15 protein-coding genes and 1 pseudogene are annotated in these 18463 nt (G+C 59.5%); 10 read left to right on the top strand and 6 right to left on the bottom strand.

Translation table 11 applies throughout. The features are described from left to right. Window positions 1–484 precede the first annotated feature (484 nt). Entirely contained in the window at window positions 485–718 is a 234-nt protein-coding gene (locus tag MTX19_RS30840) for a hypothetical protein (protein WP_280980646.1), read from the top strand. A 451-nt stretch (window positions 719–1169) separates the two neighbouring features. On the opposite strand, the gene MTX19_RS30835 is transcribed toward MTX19_RS30840, so the two are convergent. The 4 genes from MTX19_RS30835 to MTX19_RS30820 form a co-directional block, all read right to left on the bottom strand. Further along, on the bottom strand, window positions 1170–1418 hold the full coding sequence (locus tag MTX19_RS30835) for a hypothetical protein (protein ID WP_280980645.1): 249 nt from the start codon (window positions 1416–1418) through the stop codon (window positions 1170–1172). Beyond that, window positions 1415–1720, bottom strand: coding sequence for a helix-turn-helix transcriptional regulator (locus tag MTX19_RS30830; protein WP_280984927.1), 306 nt, complete (start codon window positions 1718–1720; stop codon window positions 1415–1417). Before MTX19_RS30830 ends, MTX19_RS30835 begins: the two co-directional genes overlap by 4 nt. Before the next feature lie 5 nt (window positions 1721–1725). Then, window positions 1726–3060 carry a HipA domain-containing protein gene (locus MTX19_RS30825; RefSeq protein WP_280980644.1) on the bottom strand — a complete coding sequence of 445 codons (1335 nt, stop codon included), beginning with the start codon at window positions 3058–3060 and terminating at the stop codon, window positions 1726–1728. A gap of 496 nt (window positions 3061–3556) precedes the next feature. Further along, window positions 3557–4366 (bottom strand): IclR family transcriptional regulator C-terminal domain-containing protein, encoded by an 810-nt coding sequence (locus tag MTX19_RS30820; RefSeq protein WP_280980643.1) that lies wholly within the window; start codon window positions 4364–4366, stop codon window positions 3557–3559. Window positions 4367–4548: 182 nt separating this feature from the next. On the opposite strand from MTX19_RS30820, the gene MTX19_RS30815 reads away from it, so the two are divergent. From MTX19_RS30815 to MTX19_RS30790, 6 genes are all read left to right on the top strand, one after another. After that, window positions 4549–5706 carry an acyl-CoA dehydrogenase family protein gene (locus MTX19_RS30815; RefSeq protein ID WP_280980642.1) on the top strand — a complete coding sequence of 386 codons (1158 nt, stop codon included), beginning with the start codon at window positions 4549–4551 and terminating at the stop codon, window positions 5704–5706. A 40-nt stretch (window positions 5707–5746) separates the two neighbouring features. Continuing rightward, window positions 5747–6877, top strand: coding sequence for a RidA family protein (locus MTX19_RS30810; protein WP_280980641.1), 1131 nt, complete (start codon window positions 5747–5749; stop codon window positions 6875–6877). A 3-nt stretch (window positions 6878–6880) separates the two neighbouring features. Next, window positions 6881–7378 (top strand): MaoC family dehydratase N-terminal domain-containing protein, encoded by a 498-nt coding sequence (locus MTX19_RS30805; RefSeq protein ID WP_280980640.1) that lies wholly within the window; start codon window positions 6881–6883, stop codon window positions 7376–7378. After that, a complete protein-coding gene (locus MTX19_RS30800; RefSeq protein ID WP_280980639.1) occupies window positions 7375–7812 on the top strand; it encodes a MaoC/PaaZ C-terminal domain-containing protein in 438 nt (145 codons plus the stop codon). Before MTX19_RS30805 ends, MTX19_RS30800 begins: the two co-directional genes overlap by 4 nt. 26 nt (window positions 7813–7838) lie before the next feature. Beyond that, complete coding sequence (locus tag MTX19_RS30795; protein ID WP_280980638.1) at window positions 7839–9023, top strand: acetyl-CoA C-acyltransferase; 1185 nt, start codon at window positions 7839–7841, stop codon at window positions 9021–9023. Between the two features lie 292 nt (window positions 9024–9315). Further along, window positions 9316–10944 (top strand): long-chain-fatty-acid--CoA ligase, encoded by a 1629-nt coding sequence (locus MTX19_RS30790; protein WP_280980637.1) that lies wholly within the window; start codon window positions 9316–9318, stop codon window positions 10942–10944. A gap of 877 nt (window positions 10945–11821) precedes the next feature. On the opposite strand, the pseudogene MTX19_RS30785 reads toward MTX19_RS30790, so the two are convergent. Next, window positions 11822–11962, bottom strand: a pseudogene (locus tag MTX19_RS30785) (IS5/IS1182 family transposase); the annotation flags it as partial. Between the two features lie 281 nt (window positions 11963–12243). Then, window positions 12244–13572 (bottom strand): aminotransferase class V-fold PLP-dependent enzyme, encoded by a 1329-nt coding sequence (locus MTX19_RS30780; RefSeq protein WP_280985618.1) that lies wholly within the window; start codon window positions 13570–13572, stop codon window positions 12244–12246. 2149 nt (window positions 13573–15721) lie between these two features. On the opposite strand from MTX19_RS30780, the gene MTX19_RS30775 reads away from it, so the two are divergent. From MTX19_RS30775 to tnpB, 3 genes are all read left to right on the top strand, one after another. After that, window positions 15722–17371 (top strand): GMC family oxidoreductase N-terminal domain-containing protein, encoded by a 1650-nt coding sequence (locus tag MTX19_RS30775; protein ID WP_280980635.1) that lies wholly within the window; start codon window positions 15722–15724, stop codon window positions 17369–17371. Window positions 17372–17792: 421 nt separating this feature from the next. Then, on the top strand, window positions 17793–18059 hold the full coding sequence (locus MTX19_RS30770; protein WP_280980634.1) for a hypothetical protein: 267 nt from the start codon (window positions 17793–17795) through the stop codon (window positions 18057–18059). Further along, window positions 18056–18412, top strand: a complete 357-nt coding sequence (gene tnpB / locus MTX19_RS30765) for an IS66 family insertion sequence element accessory protein TnpB (protein ID WP_280980633.1) — start codon at window positions 18056–18058, stop codon at window positions 18410–18412. The genes MTX19_RS30770 and tnpB overlap by 4 nt, the downstream gene beginning before the upstream one ends. Window positions 18413–18463 lie beyond the last annotated feature (51 nt).

Here is an 18463-nt window from a genome sequence, read left to right as displayed (position 1 = left end):
GTTGAATACCGAGTTGGGTCCTCCGAATATCTGGGACGGATTGTGAACTACTGAGTTAGGGCCCCCGACAATCTGGCCAAACCTGCGTGCGACCCAACCGCTCCTGCCGATAAGATCGTCGTTGTGTCTGAAGCACCCGTCGCTGCCGCCAAAGCCGTGCTGGAAGCACTTTTGCAGTTCCCTCGCGGTCCATCGGCTGACCATGCACCCGTCCGCCGCATACGGCTGTCCACCCGTTGTGACGACTCACTAACCGCGATCTGTTGTTCTGGATTGAGGTTCATTTTGAGATATCGGGTGCCCGCACACGAGGCGAATTGCTGGAAATCGGCCCCAGAGTCCGCCGTACACTCGATGGCGACGGCCTGCTCCTTCGTAAGTCTCGAACCGAGGAAGTTCTTGGTGGCGACATCCGACGTGTCGCTCGCATCTGCGGCGCGGTTGAGGAGCCGCTTCTGCTGCTGGCGTTAGATGATTCCCGACGATGGAGCTGGCGCACGAAATAAAATCGTCCTCGTCTCCTTCCGATTTCATCGCGCAGTTGGCCAGGACGCGTTGGTCGCTGTTTGGGGTGATGCCAGCCTTCGCCGCTGCACATTGCGCGAAGTCCGCGTTTGTTCTCGACGATACAGCGCAATCAAGAATGATCGTGCTGCTGAAGGATGACTTGGGCTCCGGTGCACTCTACGAAACCAGCGACATTGGCCCCTCGAGCTGAGGCGCACGCGACGGCGATCCCTTTGCGGCAATGCGCCCGGCCGAATCGGCGTGATATCGGACCGCCGAGAGCGATCTGGGCTGGTACTACTGGCGGCGGCATCGCAAGCGGAACGACTACGGGAGGCGGCAGGGGACCCACCATCGGTGGCGGCGCGGGATGGGCCATGATGCATTGTTGGACCGCAGCGCGGACCGGCGCAAATGGGCCCTTGCGGACCGTTCCCGATGACCTGAAGTCCCTGTGCGGCTGCCGCCGCCCAAAGAAAAAAGACAGAAAAATAGAACTCCAGGTTTTCGCAGGCATGGATGCTCCCGCGAGCTAATCTACCTGTAATTGATTCTAGCCGTGACGCTTGCTGTCGAGCGTCCGATCCAGGTTTGGCTCGCAATCTCCGATCCGTGAACGCCAGCACGGACTCGAGCGTTGCGATCGTGAGGCGGGCGCGTATTCAGGTTCCGACCTTCGGCCCGATCTTTGCGGCCTTGTCGTCGTCGATCTCTGCTTTTGGTCCGCGTGGTGCGAGTGCGACGATCACGGTCGCGTCACGGGCGATGAACGCGATGATCGCCGCGATCACCGCATTCCGACACCACCATGATGATGGTGATGCTGCTGCCGGTCGCGGTAGGAACGGGGCCGGTTCGGCTGCCGGCTTCAGCAGGTCGAATAGCTCGGTCTCCGGGCCGAGAGCGATCATGCTTCCGCGTTCTGCGCAGGCCTGGAAGTCGGGATCGGCACGAAGCCGATCTGGAAGCCGAACGCACGGCCTATCTTCTGAAGCGTCTCGGAGGTCGGATTTGCCACGCCGCGCTCTATCTCGGCGATTTGACGCGTCGTCAGCTTGAAAAGCTTCGCGAACTCGGGTTGCGACAGTCCGAGAGCATGTCGCATCTCCGCGACCGCGTGGGGAAGCCGCAACTCTCCCGCTCGTGCTTTCGCCGAGACCGCCGCGCGACGATCGCGGATTTCCTCTTTGGTGGGTTTACGCCATCGGGGCATATCGATCACCTTTGGGTGGGAAGGCTGCGCAATGCCGCGACGCCGTCCGCCATTTCGATGTTTCTGACGATTGCGTTCTTCACGACCGACTCCGGCACCTTGTGCTGTGCTGCGAGGCCGGGGAGGGCACGCAGAAGATTCTCCTTCGCCGCCAAGCGCTCCATCAGGCGGCCCGCAGGAACGTTCGGAGCGGCCACGGCCTCGCAGACTTCGCGCCAATCCGGGTTCGTGTCCCGGTTCTTCATCCTCATGCATTCCCAAGTCGTGGATCTGGGAATCGCGGCCGCGTCGATCTTCATGGGGCAGAAGTCGAACAGCGGAGACAGCCGGATGCGTCCGTCCGGAAACTTCCTGAGCGCAGTGTTCCGGCCGTGGTTGTCCGGGTTTCCCATCGCAAGGTTGAGGATGTCCCGCAGTATGTATTCGACCGTATCCTCGAAGGGATCCGCCGAAACGTCTTGAATGAGCTTGATATAGGTCTCGTGTCGGGCTCGCGCGCCGAACTCGGCTACCCCGAGCGCCGATATGAGGCTTTCCTGGCCATAGCGTACCAGTCCTTGGTCGGTGACTAGGCGGTCGAAGCGGGGAATGACAAGCACTCCGTCGCCGTAGGTGTTTTCGCCTTCGACGTTCAGTCCGAAATCCTTGGCGACCTTCAGATAGCCGGCTTCGGCCTCGAGGATACGCTTGTCGGTAGGTTCGGCGCTTCGTAGGAGCTTGGCGATGACATGAGCGCGCGCGTCCTGGTCCTCCACCATGGGAGCAGGATACCAAAGACCATCCTTCGACTGAGTGAGAGCGACCTTCGGCCAATCTCCTTGAAGGCCCGACGATCCGGATGCCAGCATCGAGAAGTGATCCGCGACTTCGAGGAAGGTCGCGTCATGGCTCAGGATGTCTTGCATGGTCACGCCTACAGGCGTCATCTTGGCGACCCGCTGGACCTCCAGGAGATGAGCTTCTTTGACTCGAAGATTTCCGACGGGGGAGCCGGCGGACCGTTTGAGTAGCTCGATTTCGGTAGAGGCGGCATTCGGATCGAGTTGCATGAACTCTGCGATGCGTCTGGCCTGCCGCCCTTGTGGGACGAAATCCAGAATGAATGCCGGCCAAGTGTTGGCGTATCGATCGTCGAGATCCACGGGTGCCGCGACCGAATACGCGCGCAGATCCCGCACCGTCTTTCCGTCCGCCAAAGCGAGGGCGGCATGCTCCGCGAAGTACTCGATTTCGTAGCTCGTCTTCGAAGGTCCCTTATGCCCTAGTTCGGGCTTTTCGATCTCCACCACGGCGGCGTCGTGCCATGCTTCGTCGAAGAAGGATTGGATAGTCAGGATCATTTTATACACCCACTTTAATGGGTTTATACATCCAAGCTGACGACTATTCAACCCCTCATAATGGGTTTAATATTTCGTCGTTCTAATTTATCGAACCACCTCGATGGTTTGTTAAGGGGGCTAAGAAACCAGGGCTGCACACGGCCTTTCCAAGGCTCGAGTCAAGGCTGATCTTGGAGCCCGGCCGCGGGCCGGCGAAGTTGTCCCGTCGCTGACGAGAGAAAAAAAGTCGTCGCCGATTATGCGGCGCTGCCCAGTCTTCATTGTATCCGATCGTTCGATCCGGCAACAAATCAATGAGTAGCGCGACAACGGTTGTTGCGGCCAGTTTCGTGACGTGACCCCTGGTCAACGCGCGCGCCGCAGCTTCTGAGCGTGGGGGTCGGCGGACGGATTTCGCGACGAACAGCACGGCCGCCCAAGCTAAAGCGGCCCGATCGGCCGTGCTGATCGCACTGCTATCGACCAGGGCGATGTGAAACCAAGTTGGGCTTTTTCAAGGGCGGCTGATTTCTCGAGTCCGCTTCAATCGCTCTCCGATGGAGAGCGACGCCGCTAGCGCATCGGCCGCACCGCGCAAAGCTCTCAGCCTGTCAGCCAATTGGTCGTTCATGATGCGTTGCAGGGGACCTGTCATGGCTACAGAGTGCAATACCATTCCGTTCGAAAGCTTTATCGGTACGGCGATCGCGGCAAGGCCTTCATCTATCTCTCCAATGCAGGTCGCGTAACCTCGGTGTCGTGTCTCGGCAAGTTGCTGTTCGATCCACACGCGATCGTTTTGTGTATTGGCCGTCAACGTCGGCAATTCGTGTGAGAGGGCTTCTTCGATCACAGCCTTCGACTGATACGCCATAATTGCCTTCGCCGATGCCGCGGCGTTGATCGGCATCTCGACGTCAGGCTGGACGTAACCACGCCATCTCGCGTCAGGTGAAAGAGATGCAACGACGACAACGCGCGCACCCATCAAACGTGTGATATAGCACGTCTCTCCGGTGCTATCGGTCAATGCGCGAAGATGAGGACGTACAAGTGACGTCAGCCAACCGTCATCGGCGGAAGCGTGAAGCAGCCTCATCAGGCGCTCACCAAGTTCGTAAGGGCGATTTCCTCCGCCCTTGGCAAGCCCGGAGCGGGCCAAGCCTCTCAGCAAGCGATGCGCCGTAGTCTTCGGTAGTTCGAGCAGGGCGGCGACATCGCCCAAGGTGAGAGCACCAGGAAAGGCTGCGAGCACCTCAAGAATTTGCATGTAGCGCTCAAGTGGGCCTGCCGGATCTTCCGCGGCTGCTCCTTGCGAGTCCATTTTCCACCTCTCTCAAGCAAATTAACCCGCCTCCCTTGACTTTGATGGGAGGACGAGTCATCGTATTGAATATCGGAATAACGTACCGAAAAACGGAACGCTCGTCAAGAGCTTTTCTCCGGCGTGATGAAGGGAAGCGTAATGGCGGTGACGAAAGAGGAATTTCTTCATCGAGGTCGGCAATGAACTTCGAGCGCATCAGCGAGCACGAGGTTCTGCGCGACAGCGTGCGCGATTTCTTTGACCGTGAGCTTCAAGAGCCGAAGATTCGCGCGATGGATCGCGCGCGGCGCATACCGCGTGATCTCTGGAAGCGCCTCGCCCAGCTTGGCTGGCCCGGACTGTCGGTGCCCGCCGAGTATGGCGGCAGTGGCGCCGATGTGATGACGGGTGCGATCCTCTGTGAGGAGATCGCGCGGCGCTTCCCCTCGCTTGCCACCGACTGGTTGCTCATTTCGATGACTGCACGGGTGTTGCGTGAATCCGGCACGAAGAAGCAGCAGTCGGAACTCCTACCCAAACTCGCCGCCGGCGAATTTTTGATGAGCTTCGGGATGACCGAGCCGGGTGGGGGGACGGACGTCCTCGGCCTGAAAACACGGGCGACGCTTGTGGGCGAGGAGTGGGTGGTGCGCGGGCAGAAGCTCTACACGTCGCTTGCAGATGATGCCGACGCAATCCTGGTGTTGTGCCGCACCGAACCCGCCGAGGGCGCCAAGCGTTCGCGCGGATTATCCTTGGTGCTGACGCCCCGGCATCAAGACGGCGTGCAGGTGCGCCGCCTCGAGCTGATGGGCCAACGCGCCGCCTGTACCTGCGAAGTGTTCCTGGACGACGCCCGTGCGCCGGCCGACGCAGTGGTCGGAGAATTGGGGCGTGGATGGCATACGCTGCTGCGTTCCCTGGACGAGGAGCGCATCCTATGCGCGGCGATGTATGTTGGCATCACCGCCGCCGCGCTGGACTTGGCGTTGCAGTACGCAAAGGACCGCACGGCATTCGGCCGGCCGATCGGTGCCTATCAGGCCGTGCAGCATCCGCTGGCTGACACTGCCGCCGAGCTCGAGCAGATCCGTTTGCTCACCGCGAAGGCCGCCTGGCTGCAAAGCAACGGTCACGACTGCGCGACGGAGGCTGCGATGGCCAAGCTTGCGGCCAGCGAGGTCGCGGTGCGCGCCACCGACCGCTGCATGCGCGTGCTCGGCGGCTTCGGGATGGTCGAGGAGTCGCCGTTGGAGCGGCTGTTCCGCGACGCGCGTCTCGGGCCGTTCAGCCCGATCTCCAACGAGATGGTGCGCAACTTTATCGGGGAGCGCCTGGGGCTCCCTCGAAGCTACTGAGGGCGCCTCCGACGACAGCAAAGACGAGTTGGACGATCCGATGACCATTACGCCCATAAATCCAGGCCACTTCCCCTGGTATGACCACAAACGCTATTCCTTCTCCCTCGGGCTCAAAACATCCGCGGGCACTTATCTGTCAGGCCACACAGCCTCCGAGTACGAGGCCGCAACAATGCGCATGGTCGTGCGCGGCGGAATGACCGAGCAGGCGCGTACCGTCTATGCCAAGGTCGCGGCCATTCTGGAGGGCGGCGGCCTCGGATACGGCGATGTGTCCAGAATAGTTGAATACGTGCGCCCCGAGGGCATCGAGCGCTATGCGGAAGCTGCGGCGGTGCGGGCGGAATTGTTCGGCGGATATCAGCCCGTGGTCAACACGGTCCCGGTGAAAAGCCTGCTCAGATCAGACGCCTTCATTGAGATCGAGGTGAGCGCAGCGGCCGCACCTGGTGTTGGCCCCAGCTCCGTCTTCCTGCCGTCGGTTCAGCCTGTGGACGACCAGGGGAATATCCTGGGCGCCGGCGACCTCGTAGTCCAGACCAAGGTCGTGTACGACCGCGCCGCGCGCATGCTGTCCGCGCTGGGCATCGGTCTCGATCGCGTCGTGAAGACCGCCACATACATCACGCCGCGTGCGCTGCCTGATTACGAGAACGCGCTACGAGTACGGCACGAGCGGCTCGGTCCTGTCTTTCCAGCCGCAGTGGACATCGTCATGCCGCGGCTGCTTCATCCACAGGCAGTTGTCCAGTGCGACTTCATCGCCACGCACGAAACGCCAGTGGCGGTGAACCCCGGCTGGAAGCGCTACGACGGCTTGGCTTGCAGCCCGGCGGTGCGGGCCGGAAAGCTGCTCTACATGTCGGGCCAAGGCGCCCTCGACCCGACGACTGGTCGGGTCTTGCACAAGGGGGACGTCGTCGCGCAGGCCGAATACGTCTATAACAACGTGCTCCAGCTGGTCCGGTTGGCCGGAGGCGAGCCACGTCACCTGGTCAAGACCATCGAGTACGTGACGCCCGCTTCGCTCGAGCATTATCGCGAAGTCTCTGGGCTACGCTCGAAGATGCTCCAGGAACCGCGCCCGGCCTCCACCGGCCTCATCAGCGAAGCACTGTTGCAACCCGGCATGCGGATCGATGTCGATGCCCTTGCTGTTTTGGACTGACCCATGGCGCTGTTGACTGACGAGCTCAAGGCCTCGATCGGCCGGGAAGTCAACTACCCGGCGCGGGAGGAGCTCGGCCGTGCCTCGATCCGCTATTTTGCACTGGCCCTGGGTGACGAGAATCCGCTCTACCTCGACGAAGCTTACGCGCAGGCGGCTGGCTATCCATCTGTGATCGCGCCGCCGACGCTGGTCTGCGAAACCTGCCAATACGCCCATCGCAAGCCGGAGGCGAACGGCTATATTGGCCACGAGTGGCATCTGCCCATCACCGACTGCCGCATGATCCGCGCCGGCAACGAGTATCAGTTCATGCGAACGGTCCTGCCGGACGACCGCATCTCCGTCACCTGGACGCTGGAAGACATCGTGGAGCGCTCTTCTTCGCGCGGCGGCACGCAGCTCTTCGTCAGTTCGCTCGCCCGCTACAAGGATGCAGCCGGCGAGGTGATCGCCATCAACCGCGAGACGGTCGTCTACCAGCCGATGGGAAACCCATGATCAAGCCGACCAGGAGCGCCGCGATGGTCCAGGCGGGGGAGTCGCTGCCGGTGCTGGAGAAGACTTTCACCGCGGTCGATCTCATGGCGTACGGCGCTGCCACCTGGGATTGGCACCGCATGCATTACGATATCGATTTTGCATGGGCTGCCATGAAACTGCCGAACGTGGTCATCGACGGGCAGGTATTCGGCGCATTGTTCGCGCGTGCCGTCGTGGATTGGGCCGGACCGCAGGCGTTCGTCACGCGGCTGTCATTCAAGATGAAGTCGATGGCCTTCGCCGGAGAAACGCTTCGGATGGAAGGGGAGGTGACGCAAATCCGCGCCTCTGTCGTCACGGTGGCGCAGCGTCTGACCAGCAGTCGTCGTCTCGTATCCGAAGCGGAGACGGACGTGCGGCTCCCCGCGCCGGCATCTGCGGTATCGATCTAGATGCAAAGGACGACCGAAGGGACATCATGCGCGAAGCAGTCATTGTTTCCACAGCCCGCACACCGATCGGACGTGCATTCAAGGGCGCTTTCAATAACATCAAGTCGCCAACGCTTCTTGGTCATGCCATCCATCACGCGGTCCAGCGTGCGAAAATCGATGGCGCGGAGGTCGAGGACGCTGTGATCGGATGTTGTCTTGCTGCGGGCACCTCGAGCATGAATGTCGCTCGCCTCGGGGTCTTTGCCGCCGGGCTCCCGGTGCAAGTTTCGGCTCAGACCATCGATCGGCAATGCTCTTCAGGCTTGATGGCGATCGCGACGGCCGCCAAGCAGATCATGCTTGACGGCATGAATGTGACGGTAGCTGGTGGCCTCGAGAACATCTCCGCTGTTCAGAATGAGTACTACCAATGGACGGGCCGTACGCACGACGATGCCGTGACGGCCCGGGTACCTCACGCTTACATGCCGATGTTACAGACTGCCGAATTTATCTCAAAGAAGTACGGCATCAGCCGCGAGATCCAGGATCAATATGCCCTGGAATCTCAGCGACGGACGGCGGCAGCCCAAAAGTCCGGGCGATTGGACGCGGAAATCGTTCCTCTCACGACCACGATGGCGGTGGTCGACAAAACAACAGGTCAGACAAGCTACGAAGATGTAACCATCGCGGCCGACGAAGGAAATCGGCCGAATACGACATTCGATTCCCTGCAAGGACTGAAGCCCGTGATCGAGGGTGGTTTTGTGACGGCCGGAAATGCCAGCCAGCTGTCGGACGGCGCTTCAGCCTGCGTTCTTATGGAACGATCGCTGGCGGAGAGGCGCGGCATCGAGCCGCTCGGGATCTATCGCGGCATCGCAGTTGTCGGCTGTCCTCCGGAAGAAATGGGATTCGGCCCGATCTACGCCATTCCGAAGCTGTTAAAGCTACATGGCTTAAAGGTTGGCGACATCGGCCTGTGGGAGCTCAACGAGGCCTTTGCCTGCCAGGCCCTCTATTGCCGCGACCACCTCGAGATCGATCCCGCCATCTACAACGTCAATGGCGGAGCCATCTCAATAGGCCATCCCTATGGCATGACCGGAGCGCGACTCGTGGGGCATGCCCTGATCGAGGGCAAGCGCCGCGGCGCGAAGTATGTCGTGGTCGCGATGTGCGTCGGAGGCGGCATGGGAGCGGCCGGCCTTTTCGAGGTGGCATAAGGTGCTCGAGACGGATTGTAGCAGCAAAGACGTGCGGTCATTCGCAGCTTTGCGTGCAGCGATTTTATCAGTTTCTGGTCAAGCAAAGGGCGGCCGGAATCGCACGGCCCTCCATCCAGGCCAAGCCCGGACCTCTGGCATGCCATCAGTTACCCAGATCCAGGCGGAAGGTCACAATGCGCTTCGTGCCCGGCATCTTTGACAGTGTCGTTGTCCGGCCGCGACGTGTGCCGCGGACCTGACGGTTCGCTGCTTCGCCGCACTGCATCGCCTCGAAACAAGGAGACACAAGTTGCAAGCCACGATGATGGATGTGCCGCTCTCGCTCAATCACCTGTTGGAGCGTGCAGGAAAAATCTTCTCCAAAAACGAGATCGTCTCCCGACTGCCGGACAAAAGCCTGCGTCGACACAGCTACGGCGAGTTTTACCGACGCACGCGTTCGCTTGCATCAGCGCTGCGGCAGCTTGGCCTGAAGAAGGGTGAGCGCGTTGCGACACTGTGCTGGAACCACCACGCCCATCTTGAGTGTTACTTCGGCATCCCCGCCGCGGGCGGCGTGATGCACACGCTGAACTTGCGCTTGCCGCCAGACGAAATCGGTTGGATCGCGGAGAGCGCCAGAGATCGTTTTCTGATCGTCGACGACATCCTGCTGCCATTGTACAAGCAGTTCGCACACCTACATCACTTCGACAGCGTGATTGTGTTCCCGTTCTCTGGGGGGCAGGTTGCGCCGGATATGGAAGACTATGAGGCCTTAGTGGCATGCGGCGATGCTGCCGGTTTTGAGTATGTTCCGCACGAAGAAACCGATCCAGTTGCGATGTGCTACACGTCCGGCACGACCGGACGCTCCAAAGGCGTGATATACTCACATCGTTCGACGGTCTTGCACACGTTGGTGGCCAGTCTTGCCGAGTTCTGGGCCTTGCGCAGCACGGACGTCGTGCTGCCAGTCACACCAATGTTCCACGTGAATGCCTGGGGCATCCCTTATGGCGCGGTGAATCTTGGCGCGAAGCTCGTGTTCCCGGGACCGCATTTGCATGCCGATGACCTTCTCGATCTGATGCAGGTCGAGCCGCCGACCCTTGCCATCGGGGTGCCGACGATTTGGATGACCTTGATGCAGACATTCGAGGCCTCACAAGCCGAAGGGGCGCCCAACAAGGGGCGATGGACGTTGCCGAAGGCAATGCACGGAATAACAGGCGGCGCCACCGTGCCTGAAACCCTCATCCGCGCTTTTCACAAGCATGGCGTCTGGCTCGAGCAGGGATGGGGCATGACTGAAACCTCGCCGGTTTGCACGAGATCATACCGCCGGGCCGAACTGCGTGATGCCGGTGAAGACGAGACGTTCCGTCGCGCGACCTTGGCCGGTGTGCCGGTGCCGCTGGTGGACTTGCGTCTGTGGGATGATGAAGGCGAACGTCCGTGGGACGGCAAGAGCGTCGGCGAGATCCAGGTGCGCGGACCCTTCATTACTGGATCGTATCACGAGGTGCCTCTAACGCTGGACAAGTTCACAGAGGATGGCTGGTTGCGCACCGGTGACGTCGCCTCTATCGATCCGCTTGGCTTCGTGCGCATTACGGATCGCACGAAGGATCTCATCAAGTCCGGCGGTGAGTGGATCAGCTCGGCGGACCTTGAGAAAGCGCTGATGGAGCATCCGGTGGTCGCCGAAGCAGCAGTGATCGCGGTCCCCGACGAGAAATGGAGCGAACGGCCGCTTGCCTGTGTCGTGCTCAAGCCTGACCAGCAATTCGAACCAAAGGAGTTAAACGACCATCTGCTGGCAAAGAGCTTCGCCAAGTGGCAATTGCCCGAGCGCTACGAGATCATCGAGAGCATACCGCGAAACTCGACCGGCAAGTTTTGGAAAATCAAGCTGCGCGAGCGCTTCCCAAAATAAGCCACACGCGCATCTGCGACAAAGCTTTCGATTCGCCTGAGCAGATGCTTGCGCTCGGCGCCATCAAGTCAAGCGATGGAGGCCGTACAACGCGTGCGGTAGCTGGCGTTGTTCGTCAGCCGTTCGCAATCAAAGAGGCGACTAGTGCAAGGGGTTTAATGTTGGCGAGCGGGCTCATTGTATTAATTGTGATCGAATCTTCGCTCCGGGTTGGAGATCATGCCTGGGTTGCGAAGCACACCTCTAAGGAACCCTCGGCAGCAAGGCCTCGCGGCCGCCGCGGCAGCGTCAACCTGGGCTATCGAAAGGCTTCACACGGTGCTAGCTCGTGGTCGCGAAGTTTGCGTTGAATGATGCTCGCGTCGAGGAGAGGCGGCCTTGCGGATGATGAAGACGCGGCATCCCTCGCTCCGCCGACGACTTGGACTCCTCGTGGCCACCCTGAGACCGTAGCGGGACTTAAGGAAATGACAGCTGTCCGCGCCGACGATTGGAACATACTGCTGCGGATTGAGCTATGGTGGGGGCAAGTTACCAATCAAGTCCGGCTTCCAATGTGGATCTCCGGTAGAAGCCCTGCCCCGTAGAAAACTGCTGACATAATCGGCTAAGCGTATTATGCAGTGGAGCTTTACGTCGTGTGTCTCAATGCCAGCGAGGCCGGACCGCGGCTCAGCGAGGCTGCATCAGTTAGGCGCAGCTCACTTGTTTTGCGTGCCCGTGGACCAGTTTCGGTCGCCAACCCCGGCTAAAACGCCTCTACATATCTGGCTGGGAGGGCTTGAGACCCGGAACGGGATAGCGAGGTCCGTGTGGACGACGACCTCGCTGAGACGGTTGAATTCGCCGTTCGTGAAGAACTGGCACGGCGCCCGGCTCAAGCGATGTTTCGAGCCGGGACGGTCTCGAAGAAGGCTCGGATGATGACACGCAAGAGCTCTGCGAGCCATCGCGGCAGCAGGCCGAAGTTATAGCCGGCAGCGGCGAGAACAGCGTTGATGCGGTCGCCGAGGCGTCCGCACGAAGTTCGACTGATAAGTTGGGCAAGTCAAGCGATCGGCGGGGAGCCGAAAGTTGATCTCGTGAGTGGATCGTTAGACTTATCAAGGTCGAACTATCGTTACGCTTAGAAATCGTGCATGATCTTGCGAAGGCGCTGCCTCTGATGTGTGCTGTCGCCAACAAGACGCGTCAGGTATCAAATTCTACATCTCGTACGCTTATTGTCCGAAAAATTGAAGCCAAATCCGTCGCTCCTCTCACTCGGCAGATTCGGCAGCGATTCTAGTTTCGCTGGCCTCAGATCGAATGTGGAGATCGACCGTTCCGACCTATTTTAGTGCTGCGCACCTGCTCGACGGCCTCAGCGAGATTGGCCAAGTAATCATTGAGAGCGGGAGCTACGCTCGGGTTAAGCGCAACGTGGATCGCCTTCGGCGTGATTGACTTGCTGACGAACCATCCCTTCTTGCCCATGCGATCTGCGACGGCATAGATGTCGACGTGCGGATCGATCGAGTCGTACATCAGGATACAAAGATCCGTCGGCCGAATGACCCGAAGACCTTTGATATGTTCGACGCCGGCGATGAGCCGGTCCCTGGTGCCCATGATCACACGCGCGATGTCGCGGTAGCCGGCGCGACCCAGGGTATTCATCACCGCCCAAGCCGACGCGACGGGTCCGGCAGCCCGACTTCCCTGGAAGGTCTTGGTCACATAAGTTCCGCGTGGCCAACTGCTGAACTCGAAGCCCTGGTACTTCTGGTACTCGCGATCCGCGAAGAGGAGCAAGGACGCTGGCTTGGCGGCGAAGCCATACTTGTGGAGGTCGGCCGACAAGCTGCTGACGCCTGGGACCGACAGATCGAAGGGTGGAATGGGATAGCCGATGTCTCGTGCAAAGGGCGCCAGAAAACCGCCTACGCAAGCATCGATGTGCAGCCACAACCCGCGCTTCCTGGCGAGCGCTCCAATCTCCTCGATGGGGTCGATGACCCCATGGGGATAGCCCGGCGCCGAGGCGTAGATCATGCACGTGCGTTCGTCGATTGCGGCTTCGAACAAGCCGACGTCCGCGCGGAAGTCCTCTCGCAACGGGGTGCGTACGACCTCCATCCCCAAATAACTGGCCGCCTTGTCGGCCGCGGCGTGAGCGGAGAAAGCCGCCACGACCTTGGGACGGTCAATGCCTTTCTCCTTTCGTGCCCAATCTCTGGCGGTCTTGAACGCAAGGAAAATGCTTTCAGTTCCGCCGCTGGTAAACGTACCTCCGGCTTGCGGGCCCCCGCCCAGGAGATCAATACCCATCTCGATGACTTCCCTCTCGAGTTGGGCGACGCTCGGAAACGCGTGGGCGCCCAAGGCGTTCTCAGTGAAGAACTCCGTGTAGGCTTCTTGCGAGACCCGCAGGAGCTCCTCAGTGTAATAATAAATATAGACTGGAAGCCGCCCGTCTTTCCAGGCGTAGTCGCCCTGCTTCATATCGCGCAGCCGAGCTTTGAGCTTAGTCCAGTCGGTTCCGGTCTGAGGCAGTGAAGTCATCGCCTTGGTGCCCATGTCGAGAGTTTGGAAATGCGCGATAAGTTGTCCATAAGCGCCGCGACTATCGCAGATTGACGTTGCCAAATTTGCCTGCCTCGCGTGGGCGGGATCAGCGCTCGTGCCAAGTTGCAAAAGAACAAATTACGCACGTGATGCAGATGCGTCTGTCGCGCAGCCATCAAAGGCTCCGTTGCTAGGTTTGCCCCGCCCTCGATAGGCCAATAGTTCGTAAATTGCGGTTGCAGTCATATATAGTGGCCTCACCTATGACGCTCTCGCCCGGTGGTGATCGCGCCGAATCAAAAGAGGTTCGACAGTCGTGCGCTAACCTACTCCGATGACGACCACGGCCGAGCGGCAAGGCATCCTGCTGTACCTGATTAACGATCGCGACGCGATGGCATTAGTTATCATTGGTCGAGCGATCCCATCTAAGTTCAGCGTGTGGCGATTGCGATTCTGCCATCCTCATAAGGATCCATCACTATGTCACAGCAATTGATGTGCCACGAACTGAGCCTTGCTTAAAGTGAACCAAAATATGAGCTTTGGGCGCGAAGACACAATAGTTGCGCGTCACGGATCTGTTGCGGACATTGGATGTCGTCAACTCGACGCGACCGAACACAACAATGGAGTATTGGGAGTGTTGGATTAGGGGCGCTATCTCTCAATTCAAGTCGCATCCGCTCAAGGATGATGATGCGTGGGCATGCCGGAGGCAAGTAGCCTTGGCTGACGCATCCAGGGCCTCGTCTTCCCTGCATGCACTGTCCATCCGGCTTTTCTTTGCCACTCTTGGTCAAATCTTCGGTTTTGTGTCTCACTGGACTGTGTCCTCAGCGGCGTAGCCAAGTGCGGGCTGGTGTTCGAACAAGGTTCGGTGCTGAAGTAATTCCTTCCGACTCGTCAGCGTCTCAAAGGCCACCGACGAAAGGATCACATGAAGATGCGTACTTGAGGGTACGACAAGAAATGTCAATCCACGGAGCACCGCAGAAGAGCCCATTGGCGAGTTCGATCTTACAACAGCAGCAGTAAACTAACATACCAACTCATCAACACACGCGCCCGCGGATTGGAGCCAACTTTGAGCAACAGCTAAGACCGAATTGCGACCAAGCCTTTGACCATTAAATTTGCTTTTGCGGTTTTGAGAGTAGTTGAGGTTGGATTATTCTCAACCTGGGTGAGCGGCGAGAGAGTCGCCAAAGCGGCGACGACGTTTCACACTTGCACAACGCAAAGGCTCTCGTCTGGGCGCCCCAGGGAGGCATGACCGGCGTTGCACTAAGGATGAACGTCAACGACGAGGATAGCAAGGGCGGATGTGGAGCCACGACGTGCCGGGATATCCCAGAGCCCGGTGCGATTTCTGGACAGTAAAACGTATATCCACTAACGGCACATTTCAATTGCGAGAAATGGTAGTTGTCATCGCATCGGTTGCTTGTTGTAATTAAGTCAGTGTGCCGGAGCTTGGCGGTATAGAACCGGGAGAGGAAATCCTTCACCGCTGCCTACATAGGCGTAAAGGGTGCCGATTGGCGGCGCGTGCACCAACCCCGATCACGCTTACCATCAAAGGATAGTGGATGCTGGCTCTTACATCGGGTTCGATCAAATCGGGATGGAGGACGTTCAGCGTAACGAAGTTTGCGCCAACTACATCGCGAAGCTCGTAAACGATGGTTTTCGCGCGCAGGTCAAGGTCAGCATGAATCGTCTCTGCTGCTATCTTGGCAATCCGGTGACGCGCCGACTAACCTTCGAGGAAATCGCAAGTATCGAACAAATTGAATTCACGAAGACCTTGGAACACACCTACAGGTTAACCGATTTCATCCCAATGTTGCGGCTCCGCGGCGTCAGCCAAGCGGGATGCGTCGCAATTTCGGAGGGCAATCCTCGGCGATTCTTTAGGAAAAGGAGCTACCCCTGTCGCTGCACGTTGTGGAATGGCGTCGCGGGTTGTCTTGAACTCAATGGAGCCTGTTTCCGGCGATCCAATTATTCCATCGCACTCAATGAAGGAGAAGTGAGGTGCTGTCGGAGGTTATCCGGTCTGGGACAACGCGTAAGTTCCTACCCCGGCGGGAAGACGCTTGGGTTGGCCTAAGTGCAACGCGAGGCCCTTGCATAAGCGCTTGCGGCTCCCTCGGCTTTGAACTGTAAGGCCCGCTCAATGTTGCGGGCATATTGAAGGCAAGGTGGGTGAAGAGAGGATCCGGCGATGCCGGTTTGGGATTACATCATTATCGGTGGTGGGGCGGCCGCTTGCGTCCTTGCAAATCGTCTAACTGAAAATGCGAGCATGAGGGTCCTGCTCCTTGAGGCAGGACCCCGTGATCGATCGATTTGGATCGATATCCCCGCCGGTTTCACCAAGCTCCTCAACCACAAGAAGTTCAGCTGGAATTTTGAGATAGATGCGGGGGAGGGCATGAATCGCCGGCGGTTACCGCTTTCGAGTGGCCGCACCCTCGGCGGCTCCAGCTCGATCAACGGCTTACTCTATGTGCGCGGTCAGCCGCTCGATTACGACACTTGGAGTCAACTAGGCAATTGGGGCTGGTCCTACGCGGACCTGCTGCCTTACTTCAAAAAGTCGGAGCACTACGAGGGCAGCGGAGACGAGTCGCGCGGCAGAGGAGGCCTCCTCAACGTGCGGGACATCGATGAGCACCATGTTCTTGGCGACGCCTTCATCGATGCCGCGCAAGCCAGTGGGTTTCCGCGCAAAAAAGACTATAATAATGGGCGTCAGGAAGGCTTTGGCTACTATCAGGTAACGATTAAGAACGGTCGGCGCTGGTCAGCCGCTCGTGCCTTCCTGGATCCAGCGCGAGCCCGGCGCAACTTATGCATTGAGACTAATGCACTCGTGAACCGCATACTGCTCGAGGGCAAGCGCGCCGTCGGCATTGGCTATACCTTGCATGGCGAGAAGCGCAAGGCGCGCTGTGGCCGAGAGGTGATCCTATCCTGCGGCGCGGTTCAGTCGCCTGGCGTGCTGGAGCGTTCCGGCATTGGTCAGCCCGAGGTCCTCAAGAATCTGGGCATTGAAGTATGCCACGAACTCAAAGGGGTCGGCGAAAATTATGGCAATCACTGCGCGCTAGATATGAACTGGCGTGTCAACCAGCCGATCACCATTAACGAGCAGGCGCGCGGACTCCGGCTCCTGCGGGAGATCGTACGATACTATTTCACCGGCACAGGCTTGCTCACCCGGTCGGCCGGTCCAGTATTCGGCTTTGTGCGCTCGCTGCCTGGTCTTCCTACGCCAGACGTGCAGTTCCACGTGTTGCCCGCAAGCTACGACGCTGCGCAGTTTCCGCGGACGCGCCTCGAGTTGAAGCCCGGTATGACGGTCACCATAAACCAGTGCCGGCCCGACTCGCGCGGTTCAATCCATATAAAGTCACGGGTAGCCAGCAGCGAGCCCCTCATACAATCGAACTTCCTCTGCGCGGAAACCGACCGTGACTGTACGGTGGCCGGTATGCAGATCGCGCGCAAGATCATGCAACATCCCACCATCGCCAAATACATCGCCTTCGAGCACTCTCCCGGAGAGAAGATACAGACCTACGACGAATGGCTCGACTACGCGCGCCGCGCTGGACGTACGATGTACCATCCTGTCGGCACCTGCAAGATGGGTCATGACCCGATGGCCGTGGTCGATGACCGACTGCGCGTGCGCGGCCTTGCCGGTCTACGCGTGATCGACGCCTCGATTATGCCGACGGTGCCCTCCGGTAACACCTGTGGCCCGACGATCATGGTGGCCGAGAAGGGCGCGGACTTGATCAAGGAAAGCGCCAACGAAGCCGTGAAGATCGCGGCTCAAACGGTCGAACTTTCCCCAAAAGCGTAGCCGATACTTGAAGCTATCTCATTACGCGGTTCAAATGGCATGGGTTTTGCGGGCAGCGTTTTCCAGCCCTTGATTCTACGCTTGTGATAATCTTTGTGCTACGGAGAAGCCAAAGCGCGCCTGAACCTGATGGGGCTACGGTAGGGAATGGTACGTTGGCGCCATCGTCATCCACTACGTCACCTAGCGCGTGGAGGCTTGCGCGTAGTCATGCCATCTAGGTGGATCATCGCCTTTGCGAGCGTCCAGGGCGATCGCCTCCGCCGTTGACAGGCACCGTAAAGAGGCAGCTTCCCCAGCAAGAGATGCGCTCCGATCGTTTTGGCCATGGAGAGCAGCAATGGGCGGAATCTAGAGGTTGGCGATTGCCTTAATCGTGGCGAGTGGCGACTCGGTGTGTTCTGTGGCGCGACGGCATGGATTGTCGCCGCAGCAGCTGTTTCGCTGGCGACGCCAGTTGCGAGAAGCATCAGGCGGTCGTTCCCAAGAGGACGAAGTTCAGTTTGTGCCGGCGGTGGTGGACGCCGTGGTGCCGCTGCCGACTGCTCACCGGGAGCGTAAAGCGGTGCGCAAGGCAGATAGCGGGATCATCGAGATTGAAGTCGACGGCATCACGATCCGAGCCGGTCCGGGAGCGGACACCGCGATGATTGCGTCGATCGTCCAGGCGCTGAAGGCGAGCCGGTGATCGGTCCGTCAGGCGCGGTCCGGGTGATGGTGGCAACCAAACCGGTAGACTTCCGCAAGGGCATAGAGGGTCTTGCGACCCTGGTGCGCGAGAGCATGGGTGCAGATCCATTCTCGGGAGCTGTCTATGTGTTCTGGGCCAAGCGGGCGGACCGGATCAAGCTGGTGTTCTGGGATGGAACGGGCCTGTGCTTGTTCGCCAAGAGGCTTGAGGATGGGATCTTCCGCTGGCCGAAGATCGAGTACGGTGTGATGCGCCTGTCAGCGGCGCAATTGTCGGCGCTGCTGGAAGGACTCGACTGGCGGTTTGTGCATGAGGCACGGGAGACACCGGCGCCAGCGCAGCACGGATAGCTGTTGGTAGTGCTGCGGCGAAGTGAATCAGGAGCGCCGAACGCGTCGCCA

The sequence above is a fragment of the Bradyrhizobium sp. ISRA464 genome (genome assembly GCF_029910095.1).
In the GTDB taxonomy this organism is placed as follows: domain Bacteria; phylum Pseudomonadota; class Alphaproteobacteria; order Rhizobiales; family Xanthobacteraceae; genus Bradyrhizobium.
This window is presented reverse-complemented; position numbering and strand designations above follow the sequence as displayed.